This is a genomic window from Pseudomonas sp. WS 5411, from assembly GCF_012985595.1.
Lineage (GTDB): Bacteria > Pseudomonadota > Gammaproteobacteria > Pseudomonadales > Pseudomonadaceae > Aquipseudomonas > Aquipseudomonas shahriarae.
The window spans coordinates 32859-48765 of sequence record NZ_JAARMC010000020.1 but is presented as its reverse complement, the minus strand read 5'-3'; the positions used below and the strand labels follow the sequence as shown (position 1 = coordinate 48765).

Sequence of the window (15907 nt, the reverse complement as noted above, 5' to 3'; positions counted from 1 at the left end):
CACCGACATCGCGGGCAAGCCTGCTCCCACAGGGGTCTCAGCGAGCAGAAAATGTTCGCCACACCACAAATCAAATGTGGGAGCTGGCTTGCCTGCGATGGCGGTGATTCAATCACCGCCCAGAGTGACTGAAGCACCGCCATCGCAAGCAAGCCCACTCCCACAGCTGTAGATCCCTATCATCCGGGTTAATCGCGCTGTGCGTTTAACCGTCTTACCTATAACGTTCCATAGATTCCCACTCACGGAAGATTTCCCATGCCTCATTCGGCCACCCGCCTTGATGCCGCTCCGCCCACTCCCTTCAACCTGCGCCCCCTGCTGCTGGCTAATATGGCCTGCACCATGGCGATGATGGCGTTTGTCTCGCTGATCGGCCCCATCGCGCGGGTGCTGGGGCTGGCGACCTGGCAGGCCGGCGCGGCGGTGACGGTGTCCGGTGTGATCTGGATGCTTTTGGCGCGGCCCTGGGGCCAGGCCAGTGATCGCCTGGGTCGGCGGCGCGTGCTGTTGCTGGGCACCGGGGGCTTCACCCTGGCCTATTGGGCCCTGTGCGGGTTTATCGACGCCTCCCTGCAACTGCTGCCCTCGGCGATGCTGGCATTTATCGGGCTGGTGCTGGGGCGCGGGTTGATCGGGGTGTTTTACGCGGCGATCCCAGTGGGGGGCTATGCGCTGATCGCGGACAATATCGAGCCGGCCCATCGCGCCAAGGCCATGGCCTCGCTGGGGGCGGCCAACGCCTGTGGCCTGGTGTTGGGCCCGGCGATTGCCGCGCTGCTGGCCCGCCACAGCCTGAGCCTGCCGTTTTATGTGATGGCGCTGCTGCCGATGCTCGGGTTTCTGGTGTTGCTGATGAAGCTGCCGCGCCAGGAATTGCACCTCAAACAACCGCCCAAGGCCGTCAACCTCTCGGACCCACGCTTGCGCCGGCCATTGGTGGTGGCCTTTGCGGCGATGCTCTGCGTGTCGATTGCCCAGATCACGGTGGGCTTTTTTGCCCTGGATCGCCTACAGATGAACCCCGCCGACGCCGCACAAACCGCCGGGATCGCCCTGACCATGGTCGGCCTGGCCTTGATCTGCTCGCAATTGCTGGTGCGCAAGCTGGAATGGCCACCCCTGCGGCTGATCCGCGTCGGCGCGCTTGTTTCGGCCCTGGGGTTTGCGGGGAGCATGTTCGCCGATACGGCGTGGATCCTCTGGCTGTGTTTCTTCGTCTCGGCGGCCGGCATGGGCTGGATCTTCCCATCGTTCGCCGCCCTGGCGGCCAACGCGGTGGACGCCTCGGAACAAGGCGCCACTGCCGGATCGGTGGGGGCGGCGCAAGGGTTGGGCGTGGTGGTCGGGCCGCTGGCCGGGACCCTGATCTATGCCGTTGAACCGCGGCTACCCTACCTGGTCGCCGCTGCCCTGCTGTTGCTTATTGCACTCTGGCCGGCACCGCGCCACTAGAGGATCCGGTAAAGCAAGCGCTCGACTCGGACGCGACTGACCCGGCGCAGGAACTTGCCGACGGCTTCGGGGTAATCCACCAGTGTCTGCAACTGCTGGTAGCCCTGGATCCGCGTGGCGTGCTGGAAAATGTCCTCCAGCTCGCGGCGCCGTGGCGCCAGCCACTGGCCCTGGGGATCGTCGATCAGCAAGGCGTTTTCCAGGTCCAGGCGGAAGGCCCGGGGGTTGAGGTTATTGCCGGTGAGCAAGGTATAGCGTTCGTCGACCCACATGCCCTTGAGGTGATAGGTGTTATCCCCGTCGCGCCACAGGTGCAGGTTGAGTTGGCCACTGTCGATCATGCGCTGGTGGCGCTTGGCAAAGCGGCGCAGGCTGATTTCGTAGAGATACGGCAGCGCGGCGATGATTTTGAAAGGCTCGCTGGGCGGGATGTAGAAGTCGTTGGCGGTCTTGTCGCCGACGATGATGTCGATCTTCACCCCACGGGCCAGGGCCCGGTTGATTTCCCGGGTCACCGGCAGTGGCAGGTTGAAATACGGGGTGCAGATGGTCAACTGCTGCTGGGCACTGGCGATCAGCTCGCAGATCACCCGGCTCAGCGGGTTGTTCTTGCCCACTCCCAACAACGGGCTGACCGACAACCCGCCAATCCCAGCCTGGCCGGCCGTGGTGTCATAGGTCGCGTGCTTGAGCCGGCTGCGCAGGTCGCCGATGTCATTGCGCAGGCTGCGGGTGGTGGGCAGGTTGGGCAGGTCCAGGCGGTGTACCGCCTTGGCCGCCACCAGGCCGTGTTCCACCAGGTGCTGCATGGAGTCGGCCAATGGCTTGTTGTGGATCAGGTGATAGCGGTCGAAGCGGTATTTATCGAACTTGTGCAGATACACATTGTTCAGGCTGGCGCCGCTGTACAGCACGCTGTCGTCGATCACGAAGCCCTTCAGATGCAGCACGCCAAACAGCTCGCGGGTCTGCACCGCCACCCCATACACCGGCACATGTGTCGGATGTGACTGAGTCATTGCCTGGTACCAGGCGCTGTTGCCCGGCTGCTTGCCCGCACCGATCAACCCGCGCTGGGCACGCAGCCAATCCACCATCACCACAATATCCAGTTCGGGCCGTGCGGCCTTGGCGGCGTGCAGCGCGTCAAACACCTCCTGGCCCGCTTCGTCCTGTTGCAGGTACAACGCGACGATGTAGATGCGGTGTTGGGCCTGGGCGATTTGCTCCAGCAGGCAGCGGCGAAACTCGGCAGCGCCGGACAGCACCTCAATCGCGTCGGTGGCCAGGGGGAAACCGCGCAACTTGGGCAACAGGGAACGTTTGAATAACGACGGCATAGGGCTCGCAATGATCGAATCCGAAGAGCCCGAGAGCTTACACCATGGGGGTCCTCAGGTCTGCCCACTGGCCACTGAAAATAATTGATTGACCAAGAAGAACGATCGTTCTACTGTTTGCAGCATGAACAATATGACCAGCAGTGAAACCCGCGACATTATTCTGGACGTCACCGAAAAGTTGATCTATCGGCACGGCATTGCGGCCACCGGTATGGATCTGTTGGTGAAAACCGCCGGCGTCTCCAGGAAAAGTATCTACCGCTACTTTGCCAATAAGGACGAACTGGTGATCGCCGCCCTGCAGCGGCGCGATGAGCGCTGGTTGCAGTGGCTGCGCAGCGAGGTCGAGCAATACGCCGGCAGCGGCGCCCGCTTGCTCGGCGTGTTCAGCGCTCTGAAGACCTGGTTCGGCTCTGCGGACTTTCGCGGCTGCGCCTTTATCAACACCAGCGGCGAAACCGGTAACCCGCAAGACCCGGTACGTTTACTGGCCAAGGCACACAAACAGAAACTGTTCGAGTATTTGCTTGAACTGTGCGAGGCACATGGCACCCCGGCCCCGGAGCAGCAGGCCGCGCAACTGCTGATCCTGGTCGATGGCGCCATTACCATCGCCCTGATCATGGGCGATGTCACCGCCGCTGATAATGCGCAATGCATGGCGCAGAACTTATTGGCACTTTGAAAGTTGTACGGGTTTAACAACTAACGATCCAAAGGAGCAGTCAAATGACCGCCAATGCACACGTGCGTCCGCCCTTACCGCCCTTTACCGAGCAATCGGCCATTGAAAAGATCCGTCTCGCCGAAGACGGCTGGAACTCCCGTGACCCGCAACGCGTGTCGCTGGCCTACACCCTGGACACCCAGTGGCGGAACCGCGCCGAATTCGCCCATAACCGCGAGCAGGCCAAGGACTTCCTGACGCGCAAATGGGCCAGGGAACTGGACTACCGCTTGATCAAGGAGTTGTGGGCGTTTACCGGCAACCGCATCGCGGTGCGTTATGCCTATGAATGGCACGACGATTCCGGCAACTGGTTCCGCTCCTACGGCAACGAGAATTGGGAGTTCGACCAGGACGGTCTGATGTCCAATCGGCATGCGTGCATCAATGACATGCCGATCAAGGAAAGCGAACGCAAGTTCCACTGGCCGCTGGGACGGCGCCCGGATGATCATCCGGGGCTGTCCGAACTGGGGCTGTAACCTTGTAGGAGCCGGGGGGCGTCCAGTCCTTGCCGGCTCCTGCAATGCCCGTCAATCCTGCTTCAACCCCACCTGATACAACACGCCATCCTCCTCATCCGTGAGTACATACAGGAAACCATCCGGGCCCTGGCGTACATCGCGGATGCGCGCCTTCAGTTCGCCCAACAGGCGCTCTTCGTGGACCACCTTGTCGCCCTCGAACTGTAGGCGAATCAGTTCCTGGCTGGCCAGAGCGCCGATAAACAGGTTGTGCTGCCAGGCTTTGAAGCGGTCAGCGTCGTAGAACGCCATGCCGCTGATGGCCGGTGATTTTTCCCACACATGATGGGGGCCGACCGTGCCTTCGGCTGTCTTGCCACGGGCCTCGGGAATCGGCAGCAAGGAATAGTTGATGCCGTGGGTCGCCAGGGGCCAGCCATAGTTCTTGCCACGTTCGATGATATTGATTTCATCGCCGCCACGCGGGCCGTGTTCGTTTTCCCAGAGGGTGCCAGTCCACGGGTTCAGCGCCGCGCCCTGTGGGTTGCGCTGGCCATAGGACCAAATCTCCGGCCGCGCTCCCGGCTGGCCGACAAACGGGTTGTCATCCGGCACGCGACCATCCGGGTAGATGCGCACCACCTTGCCTTGCAGCTTGTCCAGGTCCTGAGCCGTGGGCCGATCATTATTCTCGCCCAGGGTCACAAACAGGTAGCCGTCTCGGTCAAACACCAGGCGCGAGCCAAAGTGATTACCGGTAGAGAGCTTGGGCTCCTGGCGCAGGATCACCTGGAAGTCCTTGAGGTCGCTCAAGTCATCGCTCAAGCGACCACGGCCTACCGCCGTGCCGGCCGTACCGCCCTTGCCGCCACCTTCGGCGTAGGACAGGTAGACCAGGCGGTCTTCCTTGAAATCCGGTGACAACACCACATCCAGCAAACCGCCCTGCCCTTTGGCCCAGACCTGCGGCACACCACTCAACGGCGCCGATAATTTGCCATCACTGCTCACATAGCGCAGCGCGCCCGGCCGCTCGGTGACCAGGAAACCTTGCTTGTCGGGCAAAAACGCCACCGCCCAGGGATGGTCCAGGCCGTTGACAATCGGGGTCGCGGTGAGGCTGCCTTGCTCGCTGGGGAACTGTCGGGTCTCGGCGGCCAACGCGGGCAGCGCGCTTGCCAGGGCGGCAGCGCAGCAGGTCGCTAAAAGGGTTTTGCGTAGAAACATACGTGGGGTTCCTTGCGTTCAGGGCCGGCGATTGCCATTGGCATCTTGTGTCGGGGCTGAAGGTTGGGTGGCAGGGCGTGTGGGCGCTGCATCACGTTGCGGATAGCGATTGCCGATACCGCCGTTTTCCAGGGTCGGCGGCCGCGGTACCGGCGCGGTGTAGGTACCGCGGGCGGCGGGCGTATTGGGCTGGGTGCCCTGCATGCTATTGGGATTGGCCCGCTTGATTGGGCTGTTATACGGGTTGTTATTGCCGGGCAGGTTTTGCGCCTGCAACCCGCCACTCAAGGCAAGGCCCAGGGCCAGTACTGCAAGGCTGCGTGTACGGCTGTTCATGACAAAACCTCTATAGGGCGAGGAATACCTGCATTCGATAACACGCTACGCCCTGGGTTCGGATTTGGTAACTAAATACTTTCCAGGCAGGTGTAACACGGCTTTTCGAATGCCCCTGTGCCCACCGGCCGACAGCCGAAACTTTTGCCAGCGGCTGCAGGTCACCTGAAGACCATTCCCCATCAGGAAGCACGGCCATGCCACGGGCAATATGGAAAGGCGCAATCAGCTTCGGCTTGGTACACATCCCCGTGTCGCTGGTCTCGGCCACCTCGGCCCAGGGCGTGGATTTCGACTGGCTGGACAACCGCAGCATGGACCCCGTGGGCTATAAGCGCATCAACAAGACCACCGGCAAGGAGGACACCAAGGACAACATCGTTGGCCATTGCGCTGTTCATGACACAGCAACTGCCGGAGCGTTTTACCGCCACCAGCGGCCCCAAAAACCGCATCGGCAAGATCTTTATCGACTACCTGCGCAATGGCCGCGGTGCCAGCACCGTCGCCGCCTATTCGGTACGTGCCCGCCCGGGGCTGCCGGTTTCCGTGCCCATCAGCCGAGATGAACTCGACAGCCTGCGCAGCGCCCAGCAATGGAATGTGACGAATTTGCAGGCGCGCTTAAACAGCCTGAAAGCCGATCCCTGGGCGGGTTATGCCAACCGCCAGCGGCTCAGCAAGAAGATGTGGCAGAAGCTGGGGGCCCAGCCGCCTGAATAGAGCCCCCCCGGTGGCAAGGGGGCTGATGCTCAGATCAGGATAAAAATCACTGCCAAACCGGCAAAGATCGCCCACTTTTCCAGGTAATAGCGGGTGCGGTTACGCTTTTTCAGCTCCTTGCCCCGCAAGCGGATCTTGTACAGGCGGGTGAAGGCGCGGTTCAAGCCACCGGTCTTGTCCCCGGCATCATTGGGTGAGCCGGCGGCCGCCATGACGTTGCGGCTGAACCAGCGATTGAATGCAGCCGCCCAACGATATTTCATCGGCCGCTCGATATCGCAGAACAGAATGATGCGGTTTTGCGCCGTGGTGTTTTCGGCGTAGTGGATGTAGGTCTCATCGAACATCACCGCCTCGCCGTCACGCCAGTAATAATTCTCACCGTCCACGTTGATGTAGCAGCCTGGATCGTTAGGCGTATCCAGCCCCAGGTGGTAGCGATAGGAGCCAGCATAAGGATCGCGGTGGCGGACCAGCCTGGAACCTGGCGGCAGTTCGGCAAACATCGCCGCTTTGATCGAGCCGATACTTTGCACCAGCTCGGTAGTGCGCGGGCACAGCTTCATGGCCGAGGGGTGACTGTCGCCGTACCACTTGAGGTAGAAACGCTTCCAGCCCGATTTGAAAAACGAGTTGAAGCCCACGTCGTTGTATTGGTCGGAGCGCTTGATCTCGCCGGCGCGCATCAGGTTCTGGCCTTCCTCGCGGATCTCCTGCCAATGCTCCTGGAGCGGGCTCAGGTCGGGGAAGTCACTGGGGGCAAGGTACGGCCGGCCGGGCAGCTTGGAGAACAGGTAAAGGAAGCAATTGACCGGGGCGAGGAAGGTGGAGTGGTCGCTTAATTGACGGCCCAGCTTATGTCGCACCCGGCCACGCAGATGGACATACGCAATGGACGCAACGTACAGAGCAACAATAATGAGTTTCACGGGAATTCGTCACATATCAGAAGAGTACAGGCTGCTCCGCCAGGCCCTACTGGGCTGGGGATGGAAAATGCAGCACCTGAAATCACAATTCATTAACAGACCCACGACCGTCTTGGAGACAATTCGGATAGTGGCCAATGGCAGTTATTTTAGCCATAGTTTGTAACCAAAGGTTAACTAAGAATTGTGAAAAGGTGTCTTCCGACTGTATAGCCGCGCCACCTCGAACGGGCGGTGGCGGGAGTGCCGGGCTGCGACGCAGCCCGGGAAAGGTCCGGTGTGACTCAGCCCAATGGCGAGTCATCCTTGCGTTCACGCCGGGTAAAACGGTCATCGTCCAGGCCTGAATAGGCCACAGTCTGGCGCCGCGTCAGGACCAGATGGCGAACCAGCGCAACGAACATCCCCAGCAGCAAGCCGACGGCCAGGCTCAATGCAACCACCAGGACTTTTTTCGGTTTGATCGGGCTCAGTGGCTCTTGCGCGCGCCGGTCAATCGTTACCAGTTTCAACGCACTCATATCAATATTCAGGCCACGCAGGCGTGCCACTTCAGCACGCAAGGGCTCGACGTCCTGCAGGAAAATATCTTCATTGCCCCGCCGCTTCATGACTTCGACTTGGCGATTGACCTCCAGCAGTTGCAGCTCCTTGCCGATTTCCGCAACACGGCTATTGGTGAAGTCGTCATTGGTACGCTGCTGCAGAGCCGTGCGCTCGGCTTCCAGGGCATCGGTGCCGAGGAAGTACAGGGGAATCTGCTGGTTATTGACCTCGGTACGCATCACCTGACTGGAGCCACTACGCCCGGCATCGGCCATGGACGAAGGTGTGGTCGGGTTCTTGATGCCCATGGACTTGGCAATCGAGATCGCTTCATTCAACTCTGCCAGACGGTTGGAACGCTGCATTTTCATCTGCAGGCGCAGGGCACTGAGTTCATCTTCCAGCTGTGCGCGTTTGAGCTTGTCGCCCTCCAGCAGCTTGGCGATCTTCGATTCCTTGTCGGTTTCATAATTGGAGCGCGCCGCGTCAATCTTGCCTTTGAGCTCGGTGAGGCGGTTGTTGACGATCACCTTGAGGTCGGCGCCCACCTGCTCACGCTCTGCGGCAATGGCGTAATCAACAAAGCCGTTGAGAATCGCCACCCCGTCAATGTCCGCGGGGTATTGCAGTTCGAGACGAATATAGCTGCTCAGGGAGTCGGATTTTTTCGGGTCGGGCAGGATCAGCTTGATCGAGTTACGGTTGAACGCTTCGAAACTCTGTTCAAGACTGCGCCCTGGCTCCTGAAACGCCTGGAACAACGCGGGGTTGGCCTTGAAGAAGCTCAGTCGTGCGTCATACGAATCCAGTTGCGCGCCGACTTTGGCCAGTGCGTCCGCTGGTGGCAATTTGTAGACTTCGGAGCGATTGAGGGCATCCAGCTCATTGATAGCCGCCGGGCGAAGCACGCTGCTGACCTGATACTCACGGGGCGCCAGCAACGCATAGCCAACGCCAATCACGCCGGCAAACAGGGTACAACCGATGACCAGTTTCTTTTGTCGCCAGATTGAGTGGAACAGATCAAATAAATCAATTTCATCGGACACCACGGGGGCTTGCACCTGGGGAGCTCTGTTCAAAATGGGGACACCCTTCTAAAAGTGGACGCTGGCTGCCCACTACACGATAGATCTGAATAACCAACTGAAAATACAGGGACAACGCCCTGGATATAGCCAATACGACACGAGGCGACGGTTATCCGACCATTGTGTCACTAAAAAAATCCCTACCGCACTCAGATTGTTTTCATTCAGAAAAAATAATGTCATATACGGCATTGATCAGCGTAGACGACATATCGGAAACCACCGCGCTCACGATATGTCAGAATCGCTTTAAATATCTGCTGGCAAAGGAAAAAAACCGACCGCAGCACAACTTTGGGAAATTTCCTGCAAAATCTTTTAACGGAACTTGCTACGGAGCATTTCTTGCTGTTGGCGGGCCCGCCATTTATATGTCGCATCAAAAAGGATTTTTTACATGCCCTCGTCCCCTTCCCGCTCCACGCAGTGCCCGACCGAAAAGGATAAACAAGCCCTGCAAGGCACCTGGGAACAAATCGCCCTGGAAGACAGCGGCATCGCCAACCCACCGGATGAACACAGTGCGCCCGGCGCGCTGACCACAATCGAGGGGGATCAGTTTCGGGTCATGACCCAAGATGGCGAGGTATTACTGCAGGGCAGTTTTACCCTGGACGCCCGCACCACGCCCAAGAGCATCACCTGGATCGACGCCATCGGTGCCGACGCCGGAAAGCACCTGCCCGCCAGTTACACCCTGGATGATGAGCGCTTCGTGTTTATCGCGGCGGATGAAGGCATGCCCCGGCCGACGCGTTTCAGTACGACGCCAGGGCAGACAATGCGCACTTTCGTACGCCGGTCATGAACGGATGAGGGGCATTCGTTTTTGCGACAGGATTTTCACGAAGTATTCACGTTTGGCGCGCTAGGTTAGACCCAACTCCTCAGATGAATCCCTTGGCCCGCCGCCCCAGCGGGCCTTTTTTTGCCTTCAGGCCGGGCGCTTGACGGCGGTCAGGGTGTAGCACATCGGCAGTTGCGCCGGTTGGTTCTCGTACTGGTCGTAGAGCTCTTCGCGATTGGAGTGCGGGTACTCCTGCAGGTGGCTGATCTGCAAGCCTGCCGCGATGGCCGCGCTGACAACCTCGCCTAAGGTGTGCACGAACCAGTAAGACGCCGCGGCTGCGCTGTTACTCGGGCCTTCATAGACAATCGCCTCGTGCTGCACAAAAGGCTCGCGGCGAAAATATGAGGTGACCGGCAGCATCGGGTTCGGCGCTTCGGGGTCGAACACTTCCAGGATCGGATGAGTCTCGTAGATCACCAGCGTCCCGCCGTCTTTGAGGGTGCTGGCGACATGCCCCATGAATAGCCCGATATCCGGCATCCAACCCAACACCCCGATGGTGATCAGGGCGATATCAAAACGCCCCTGCAACCGCTCGGGCAAATGATGAATATCGGCTTCGATAAACTCGGGCGCATGGGGTGAGCGACTGGCCAGCTCCGCCGCCTGTGCCAGAAATGCATCGGACTGGTCGACCCCCACCACACTGCTGGCGCCCAGCCCATACAGCGACAGGCTTTCACGGCCGTTATTGCAACCCAGTTGCACGGCGTCCCGCCCCTTGACGCCCACCTGCATTAACAGGGTGGTCAGGGTGGGATCCAGGCAGGAAAAATCAGGCGCGCCGACATCCGCGAGCAGGCTTTGCCAGTGCTCGGTAGCTTTGTGGTGTTCGGCGGATTCGTTCCAGGCGGCCTTGTTGCTGGCGATTGCCTGTTGAGCAGACAGCGTGTCCATTGCGTCTCCAAACCATTGAACGTGCGCACCACGATGGCGATGAGCGCCGTCAAGAAAACAGAAGGGAGTTCGCCCCGCACCGACAGCCTCGCCATCCTTGAACCGGTAAAGAGCCATCACTGCAGGGCGAACGCTGGAAACTTAATCCACGGTCATTGGATGTTCAACTGTTAACAAACACAGATCGGACGGTCGATACAGTTTCGATACAACTCGAGGCTTTTTGTAAAAATTTCCGCAAAAAAAAGACAAACCAGGCACTTCCAGCGGCCCGACACGCCTGCCTGTCATATAACTCACGCCGCACATATGCGACAATGCGCGCCAAATTCCAACATACACCCCATATTTTCTGCTCGGCGACTGGGCTTCACGCCTTGATGTCGCTGTTGACGCATGCCCGTTGGCCCGGGCTCCGAATGGGTCCCGGCCCAAATAAGCGCACCCCAAGCTATTGATAGGTAAAGTAATTGATCTCCACAGCTAACATCACCATGCAGTTCGGCGCCAAGCCGCTGTTTGAGAACGTCTCGGTCAAGTTCGGCGCCGGTAACCGTTATGGTTTGATCGGTGCCAACGGTTGCGGCAAGTCGACCTTCATGAAAATCCTCGGTGGCGACCTCGACCCGTCCGGCGGCCAGGTCATGCTGGAGCCGAACGTGCGCCTGGGTAAGCTGCGCCAGGATCAGTTCGCCTACGAAGAATTCAATGTCATCGACACCGTGATCATGGGTCACGAAGAGCTGTGGAAGGTCAAAGCCGAGCGCGATCGCATCTACTCGCTGCCGGAAATGAGCGAAGAAGACGGCATGGCCGTGGCCGAGCTGGAAACCGAGTTCGCCGAAATGGACGGCTACACCGCCGAATCCCGTGCCGGTGAACTGCTGCTGGGCCTGGGTATCGGCATCGAGCAGCACTTCGGCCCGATGAGCGAAGTGTCTCCAGGCTGGAAGCTGCGCGTATTGCTGGCCCAGGCGCTGTTCTCGGATCCGGAAGTGCTGCTGCTCGACGAACCGACGAACCACCTGGACATCAACACCATTCGCTGGCTGGAAAACATCCTGACCCAGCGTAACAGCCTGATGATCATCATCTCTCACGACCGTCACTTCCTGAACAGCGTGTGCACCCACATGGCTGACCTGGACTACGGCGAGCTGCGCCTGTTCCCGGGCAACTACGACGAGTACATGACCGTGGCGACCCAGTCCCGCGAGCAGTTGCTGTCGGACAACGCCAAGAAGAAAGCGCAGATCTCCGAACTGCAATCGTTCGTCAGCCGCTTCTCGGCCAACGCCTCGAAAGCCAAGCAGGCCACTTCCCGCGCCAAGGCGATCGACAAGATCCAACTGGCCGAGGTCAAGCCTTCGAGCCGTGTGAGCCCGTTCATCCGTTTTGAACAGACCAAGAAACTGCACCGCCAGGCGGTCATCGTCGAGCGCATGGCCAAAGGCTTTGACGGCAAGACCCTGTTCAAGGACTTCAGCTTCCAGGTTGAAGCCGGCGAGCGCGTGGCGATCATCGGCCCGAACGGTATCGGCAAGACCACCCTGCTGCGCACCCTGGTCAACGAACTGACCCCGGACGCCGGTAGCGTGAAGTGGACCGATGCGGCCGAACTGGGCTACTACGCCCAGGACCACGCCCACGACTTCGAAGACGACGTCACCCTGTTCGACTGGATGGGCCAGTGGGCCCAGGGCGAACAAGTGATCCGCGGCACCCTGGGCCGCATGCTGTTCTCCAACGATGAGATCCTCAAGTCGGTCAAGGTCATCTCCGGTGGTGAGCAAGGTCGCATGCTGTTCGGCAAGCTGATCCTGCAAAAGCCCAACGTGCTGGTCATGGACGAACCGACCAACCACTTGGACATGGAATCCATCGAGGCGCTGAACCTGGCGCTGGAAAACTATCCGGGCACGCTGATCTTCGTCAGCCACGACCGTGAGTTCGTATCGTCCCTGGCCACCCGCATCATCGAGCTGAGCCCAAGCGGCGTGATCGACTTCAGCGGCACCTATGACGACTACCTGCGTAGCCAGGGCGTGGTGTTTTAAGGGCCGCCAATAGCGGTTAGCCACACGCTGCAAGTAAAAGCCCCGTCAGCAGTGACGGGGCTTTTTGCATTTCCAGGCTCGACCAACGGCGCGTCAGGGCCGATGATTGTTAGCCTGCTTCCTTTTCTTCCAAGCCCTTGCCATGATGCGTTCACCGCCCTGCCGCGAATGAGCCTCCATGCCAGCCGCCCCCAGCTCCCTGTCGATCACCCTGCAGATCGTCTCCATCGTCTTCTATACCTTTATCGCGTTTATCTGCATTGGCCTGCCGATTGCGGTGATCCCCGGCTACGTCCATGAACAACTGGGTTTCAGCGCCGTGGTGGCCGGCGTAACCATCGGTTCACAGTACCTGGCCACCCTCCTCAGCCGCCCCATGGCCGGGCGCATGTCGGACAACGTCGGCACCAAGCGCGCGATCGTGCTGGGCTTGAGCGGTATTCTGCTCAGCGGTGTCTTGACGTTTTTTGCCACGCTGCTGCACAGCCTGCCCAGCCTGAGTCTGGGGATTCTGCTGGTCGGTCGCGTGTTGCTGGGCGTGGCCCAGGGCCTGATCGGTGTCGGCACCATCAGTTGGTGCATGGGCCAGGTCGGCGCCGAACACACCGCGCGCTCGATCTCCTGGAACGGCATCGCCTCCTATGGCGCCATCGCCATTGGCGCGCCGCTGGGCGTGGTGATGGTTGCGCAATACGGTTACAACAGCCTCGGTCCCGCGCTGGCCGTGCTGGCAGCCCTGGGCCTGGTGCTGATCCGCAAAAAACCCTCGGTGCCGGTGGTGCGCGGCGAGCGCCTGCCGTTCTGGGCGGTGTTCGGGCGGATCGCGCCGTTTGGTGCCAGCCTGTGCCTGGCGTCCATTGGCTACGGCACCCTGACCACCTTCATTGCCCTGTTCTACCTCAATCGCGGCTGGACCGGCGCCGCCTGGTGCCTGACGGTGTTTGGCATCTGCTTTATCCTCTCGCGCCTGCTGTTTATCTCGAGCATCAGCCGTTTTGGCGGGTTTCGCGCGGCGATTGCCTGCATGACCCTGGAAACCCTCGGCCTGACCCTGCTATGGCTCGCGCCCTCGCCCGCCATTGCCTTGATCGGCGCCGGCCTCACCGGGTTTGGCTTGTCGTTGGTGTACCCGGCACTGGGCGTCGAAGCCATCAAACAGGTGCCCAACAGCAGCCGGGGTGCCGGGCTGAGTGCCTATGCGGTGTTTTTTGACCTGGCGCTGGCGATTGCCGGACCGCTGATGGGTGCGGTGGCGTTGAACCTGGGCTACTCGTGGATTTTCTTTTGCGCGGCACTACTGTCCGTCACGGGCCTGGGCCTGACCTGGCTGCTGATGCGCCGGGCCTACTGATCCGCAGTCTGCATCCCGGCCCGCGAGTGCTGGCCGAGGGTGCGCCCGAAAAAACGCCCGGCCTCGGAGATCAGGTCGCGGTGAATACCCTCGCGGTCCACCCCATCGGCATCGGTACAAAGCGCCGGCATCAGCGCCAGTTGCTCGTCATCGCAAGGGGCCATGAAAATAAAGTGCCCAGCCCCGGCCAACAGTTTGAAATCCGGCGGCTGTGGCAGCTTGCGCGCCAGGGCGGCGGCGTTTTTATCCACGGCTACCAGCTTGTCGCCATCGCCGCTGTACAGCAGCACCGGCACATGCACGTCGCCCAGGGTCTGACGACCGAACATCAGGCTAAGCGGCGCCATCAGCATCAACGCGTGGATCCGTGGGTCGGCCTGGGGTTGCAGGTCATCGCGGTCGACCACCAGCTCACCCTTAGAGGTACAGGCGTCGCGGTCTTCAGGACGCTCCTGGCAATAGCGGCGCAAACGCTCGAAATCCGGCTTGGCCCCGGCCAGGATCAGCGCCGTCTCGCCGCCCGCCGAATAGCCGATCACCCCTACCTGGCCCACGTTGACGAACGGCGACAGCATCGGGTCGCCCAGGGTCGCGGTAATCGCCGCAGAAATCTGGATCGGCCGGCCATACAGGTTACTCAAGGTACCCAGGCGGCTGTGGTCCTTATAGTTGTCGCCCGGGTGCAGCACGGCGACCACCACAAACCCCTTGCGCGCCAGCGACGTCGCCAGGTCGTGCAAAGCCAGGGGCGTGCCGGTGTTGCCATGGGACAGCATCAGCAACGGGAAGCGGCCGATGGCGACCTTGGCGTCCTCGGCGGCGGCGACGCGATACGCCCCCACCTGACTGAGATGTTCATCACCCGTGGACGGATAAAACGCGATGGCTTTCATCGGCTGCGAATCCAGCGGGTCAAGAAAGCTCATGCGGTGATAGCCCACGCTCCAATGGGGGTGCGGGGCGACAGCGGCGTGCACTGAAACGAGGCCGCCGAGCAGGGAAACCAGCAAGACTGCACAAAGACGCATCATGGGGATGTCCACCTGTGCTGGGTGACGCCTGCAGGCCGATGCAGCCTCGGGCGGTATGACCCGGTGTTGCATAAGCTGCGCCATATTCGCCGGTTCAAAACAAAAAACTCCGTATTCCGCCGGCATTGAAGCTAGCAGAATACAGAGTTTAGACAGCCCGAATCAGATTGAAAGGCGCTCGTGCTTACGCCGCGACGAACAACTGCTCGCTGATCAGCGCATTGGCATCGTTCAATGCCTTGCTGCGTGCTTCGTCACCATAGGCCAGGCCGTGGGCACGTACGAACTCGATATCAGTGATACCGAAGAAGCCCAGCAGCACTTTCAAGTAGTCCTCGTGCCCGACGCCGGTCGGTTGGCCAACGTGCAGGCCACCGGCGGTGGAGACCACGATGACTTTCTTGTTGCCGCACAGGCCTTGCGGGCCGGCTTCGGTGTAGCGGAACGTCTGGCCAGCGACGGCAATGCGGTCGATCCAGGCCTTGAGCTGGGTGGGAATGGTGAAGTTGTACATCGGCGCGGCGATAACCACCGCGTCGGCAGCCAGGAACTCGGCCAGGGTCGAGGCGCTCAGGTCAGCTTCGTGCTTCTGTACGGCATCACGCAACTCGGCGGCGGTGCCCAACGCGCCCAGGGTAATCCCGGAAAAATGGGTGATACCTTCGCTGGCCAGGTCACGGTAGGTCACTTCGACACCCGGCTCAGCCGCCTGCCAGGCCTTGACCACTTCGCCGCTCAACTGGCGGGATACCGAGTTGTCACCGAGGATGCTGGAATCAATATGCAAGAGTTTCATGTGGGATCTCCAAGTGAGGATCGCCACCGGCGATCTGATGGGGAGAATCCTACAGATCAATCCAATAGCCGATTAGCCGGTTAA

Annotated in this window: 14 protein-coding genes and 2 pseudogenes; 8 read left to right on the top strand and 8 right to left on the bottom strand. The window is 60.4% G+C overall.

Annotated features, from left to right (window positions below):
• Nucleotides 1-258: 258 nt before the first annotated feature.
• On the top strand, nucleotides 259-1455 hold the full coding sequence (locus tag HBR93_RS21255) for an MFS transporter (protein WP_169961021.1): 1197 nt from the start codon (nucleotides 259-261) through the stop codon (nucleotides 1453-1455).
• On the opposite strand, the gene pssA is transcribed toward HBR93_RS21255, so the two are convergent.
• Nucleotides 1452-2795, bottom strand: a complete 1344-nt coding sequence (pssA, locus tag HBR93_RS21250; protein WP_169961020.1) for a CDP-diacylglycerol--serine O-phosphatidyltransferase — start codon at nucleotides 2793-2795, stop codon at nucleotides 1452-1454. The genes HBR93_RS21255 and pssA overlap by 4 nt on opposite strands.
• Before the next feature lie 124 nt (nucleotides 2796-2919).
• Between pssA and HBR93_RS21245 the strand changes: the two genes are divergently transcribed.
• A complete protein-coding gene (locus HBR93_RS21245; protein WP_057440110.1) occupies nucleotides 2920-3483 on the top strand; it encodes a TetR/AcrR family transcriptional regulator in 564 nt (187 codons plus the stop codon).
• Nucleotides 3484-3527: 44 nt separating this feature from the next.
• Nucleotides 3528-4007, top strand: coding sequence for a nuclear transport factor 2 family protein (locus tag HBR93_RS21240; RefSeq protein WP_057440109.1), 480 nt, complete (start codon nucleotides 3528-3530; stop codon nucleotides 4005-4007).
• A 51-nt stretch (nucleotides 4008-4058) separates the two neighbouring features.
• Here the strand turns inward: HBR93_RS21240 and HBR93_RS21235 are convergent, their stop codons facing one another.
• Together HBR93_RS21235 and HBR93_RS21230 are read right to left on the bottom strand one after the other, a co-directional pair.
• Nucleotides 4059-5216: a PQQ-dependent sugar dehydrogenase gene (locus tag HBR93_RS21235; protein WP_169961019.1), complete on the bottom strand. Its 1158-nt coding sequence runs from the start codon at nucleotides 5214-5216 to the stop codon at nucleotides 4059-4061.
• Nucleotides 5217-5234: 18 nt separating this feature from the next.
• Nucleotides 5235-5552 carry a hypothetical protein gene (locus HBR93_RS21230; RefSeq protein ID WP_169961018.1) on the bottom strand — a complete coding sequence of 106 codons (318 nt, stop codon included), beginning with the start codon at nucleotides 5550-5552 and terminating at the stop codon, nucleotides 5235-5237.
• 197 nt (nucleotides 5553-5749) lie between these two features.
• On the opposite strand from HBR93_RS21230, the pseudogene HBR93_RS21225 reads away from it, so the two are divergent.
• Together HBR93_RS21225 and ligD are read left to right on the top strand one after the other, a co-directional pair.
• Nucleotides 5750-5935 (top strand): annotated as a pseudogene (locus HBR93_RS21225) (Ku protein); the annotation flags it as partial.
• Nucleotide 5936: 1 nt separating this feature from the next.
• Nucleotides 5937-6275 (top strand): annotated as a pseudogene (gene ligD / locus HBR93_RS21220) (ATP-dependent DNA ligase); the annotation flags it as partial.
• A gap of 29 nt (nucleotides 6276-6304) precedes the next feature.
• On the opposite strand, the gene lpxO reads toward ligD, so the two are convergent.
• A complete protein-coding gene (gene lpxO, locus HBR93_RS21215; RefSeq protein ID WP_057440106.1) occupies nucleotides 6305-7204 on the bottom strand; it encodes a lipid A hydroxylase LpxO in 900 nt (299 codons plus the stop codon).
• A gap of 284 nt (nucleotides 7205-7488) precedes the next feature.
• Entirely contained in the window at nucleotides 7489-8832 is a 1344-nt protein-coding gene (locus HBR93_RS21210) for a Wzz/FepE/Etk N-terminal domain-containing protein (protein ID WP_169961017.1), read from the bottom strand.
• Between the two features lie 406 nt (nucleotides 8833-9238).
• On the opposite strand from HBR93_RS21210, the gene HBR93_RS21205 reads away from it, so the two are divergent.
• Nucleotides 9239-9649 carry a TIGR03067 domain-containing protein gene (locus HBR93_RS21205; protein WP_169961016.1) on the top strand — a complete coding sequence of 137 codons (411 nt, stop codon included), beginning with the start codon at nucleotides 9239-9241 and terminating at the stop codon, nucleotides 9647-9649.
• 126 nt (nucleotides 9650-9775) lie between these two features.
• Here the strand turns inward: HBR93_RS21205 and HBR93_RS21200 are convergent, their stop codons facing one another.
• Nucleotides 9776-10588, bottom strand: a complete 813-nt coding sequence (locus HBR93_RS21200; RefSeq protein ID WP_057440103.1) for a class I SAM-dependent methyltransferase — start codon at nucleotides 10586-10588, stop codon at nucleotides 9776-9778.
• A gap of 470 nt (nucleotides 10589-11058) precedes the next feature.
• Between HBR93_RS21200 and HBR93_RS21195 the strand changes: the two genes are divergently transcribed.
• Together HBR93_RS21195 and HBR93_RS21190 are read left to right on the top strand one after the other, a co-directional pair.
• Complete coding sequence (locus tag HBR93_RS21195; RefSeq protein WP_071610063.1) at nucleotides 11059-12645, top strand: ABC-F family ATPase; 1587 nt, start codon at nucleotides 11059-11061, stop codon at nucleotides 12643-12645.
• A gap of 178 nt (nucleotides 12646-12823) precedes the next feature.
• Entirely contained in the window at nucleotides 12824-13996 is a 1173-nt protein-coding gene (locus HBR93_RS21190) for an MFS transporter (protein ID WP_115128153.1), read from the top strand.
• Here the strand turns inward: HBR93_RS21190 and HBR93_RS21185 are convergent.
• Nucleotides 13990-15027: a dienelactone hydrolase gene (locus HBR93_RS21185; RefSeq protein ID WP_115128152.1), complete on the bottom strand. Its 1038-nt coding sequence runs from the start codon at nucleotides 15025-15027 to the stop codon at nucleotides 13990-13992. The genes HBR93_RS21190 and HBR93_RS21185 overlap by 7 nt on opposite strands.
• A 184-nt stretch (nucleotides 15028-15211) precedes the next feature.
• Entirely contained in the window at nucleotides 15212-15823 is a 612-nt protein-coding gene (locus HBR93_RS21180) for an FMN-dependent NADH-azoreductase (protein WP_169961015.1), read from the bottom strand.
• Between the last annotated feature and the right edge of the window lie 84 nt (nucleotides 15824-15907).

Bases quoted from the DNA above. Each gene is read 5' to 3' on its own strand.
- pssA (WP_169961020.1), bottom strand. From the start codon at position 2,795: ATGCCGTCGTTATTCAAACGTTCCCTGTTGCCCAAGTTGCGCGGTTTC.
- HBR93_RS21200 (WP_057440103.1), bottom strand. From the start codon at position 10,588: ATGGACACGCTGTCTGCTCAACAGGCAATCGCCAGCAACAAGGCCGCC.
- HBR93_RS21230 (WP_169961018.1), bottom strand. From the start codon at position 5,552: ATGAACAGCCGTACACGCAGCCTTGCAGTACTGGCCCTGGGCCTTGCC.
- HBR93_RS21245 (WP_057440110.1), top strand. From the start codon at position 2,920: ATGAACAATATGACCAGCAGTGAAACCCGCGACATTATTCTGGACGTC.
- HBR93_RS21240 (WP_057440109.1), top strand. From the start codon at position 3,528: ATGACCGCCAATGCACACGTGCGTCCGCCCTTACCGCCCTTTACCGAG.
- HBR93_RS21190 (WP_115128153.1), top strand. From the start codon at position 12,824: ATGCCAGCCGCCCCCAGCTCCCTGTCGATCACCCTGCAGATCGTCTCC.
- HBR93_RS21185 (WP_115128152.1), bottom strand. From the start codon at position 15,027: ATGATGCGTCTTTGTGCAGTCTTGCTGGTTTCCCTGCTCGGCGGCCTC.
- HBR93_RS21205 (WP_169961016.1), top strand. From the start codon at position 9,239: ATGCCCTCGTCCCCTTCCCGCTCCACGCAGTGCCCGACCGAAAAGGAT.
- HBR93_RS21255 (WP_169961021.1), top strand. From the start codon at position 259: ATGCCTCATTCGGCCACCCGCCTTGATGCCGCTCCGCCCACTCCCTTC.
- HBR93_RS21235 (WP_169961019.1), bottom strand. From the start codon at position 5,216: ATGTTTCTACGCAAAACCCTTTTAGCGACCTGCTGCGCTGCCGCCCTG.
- HBR93_RS21180 (WP_169961015.1), bottom strand. From the start codon at position 15,823: ATGAAACTCTTGCATATTGATTCCAGCATCCTCGGTGACAACTCGGTA.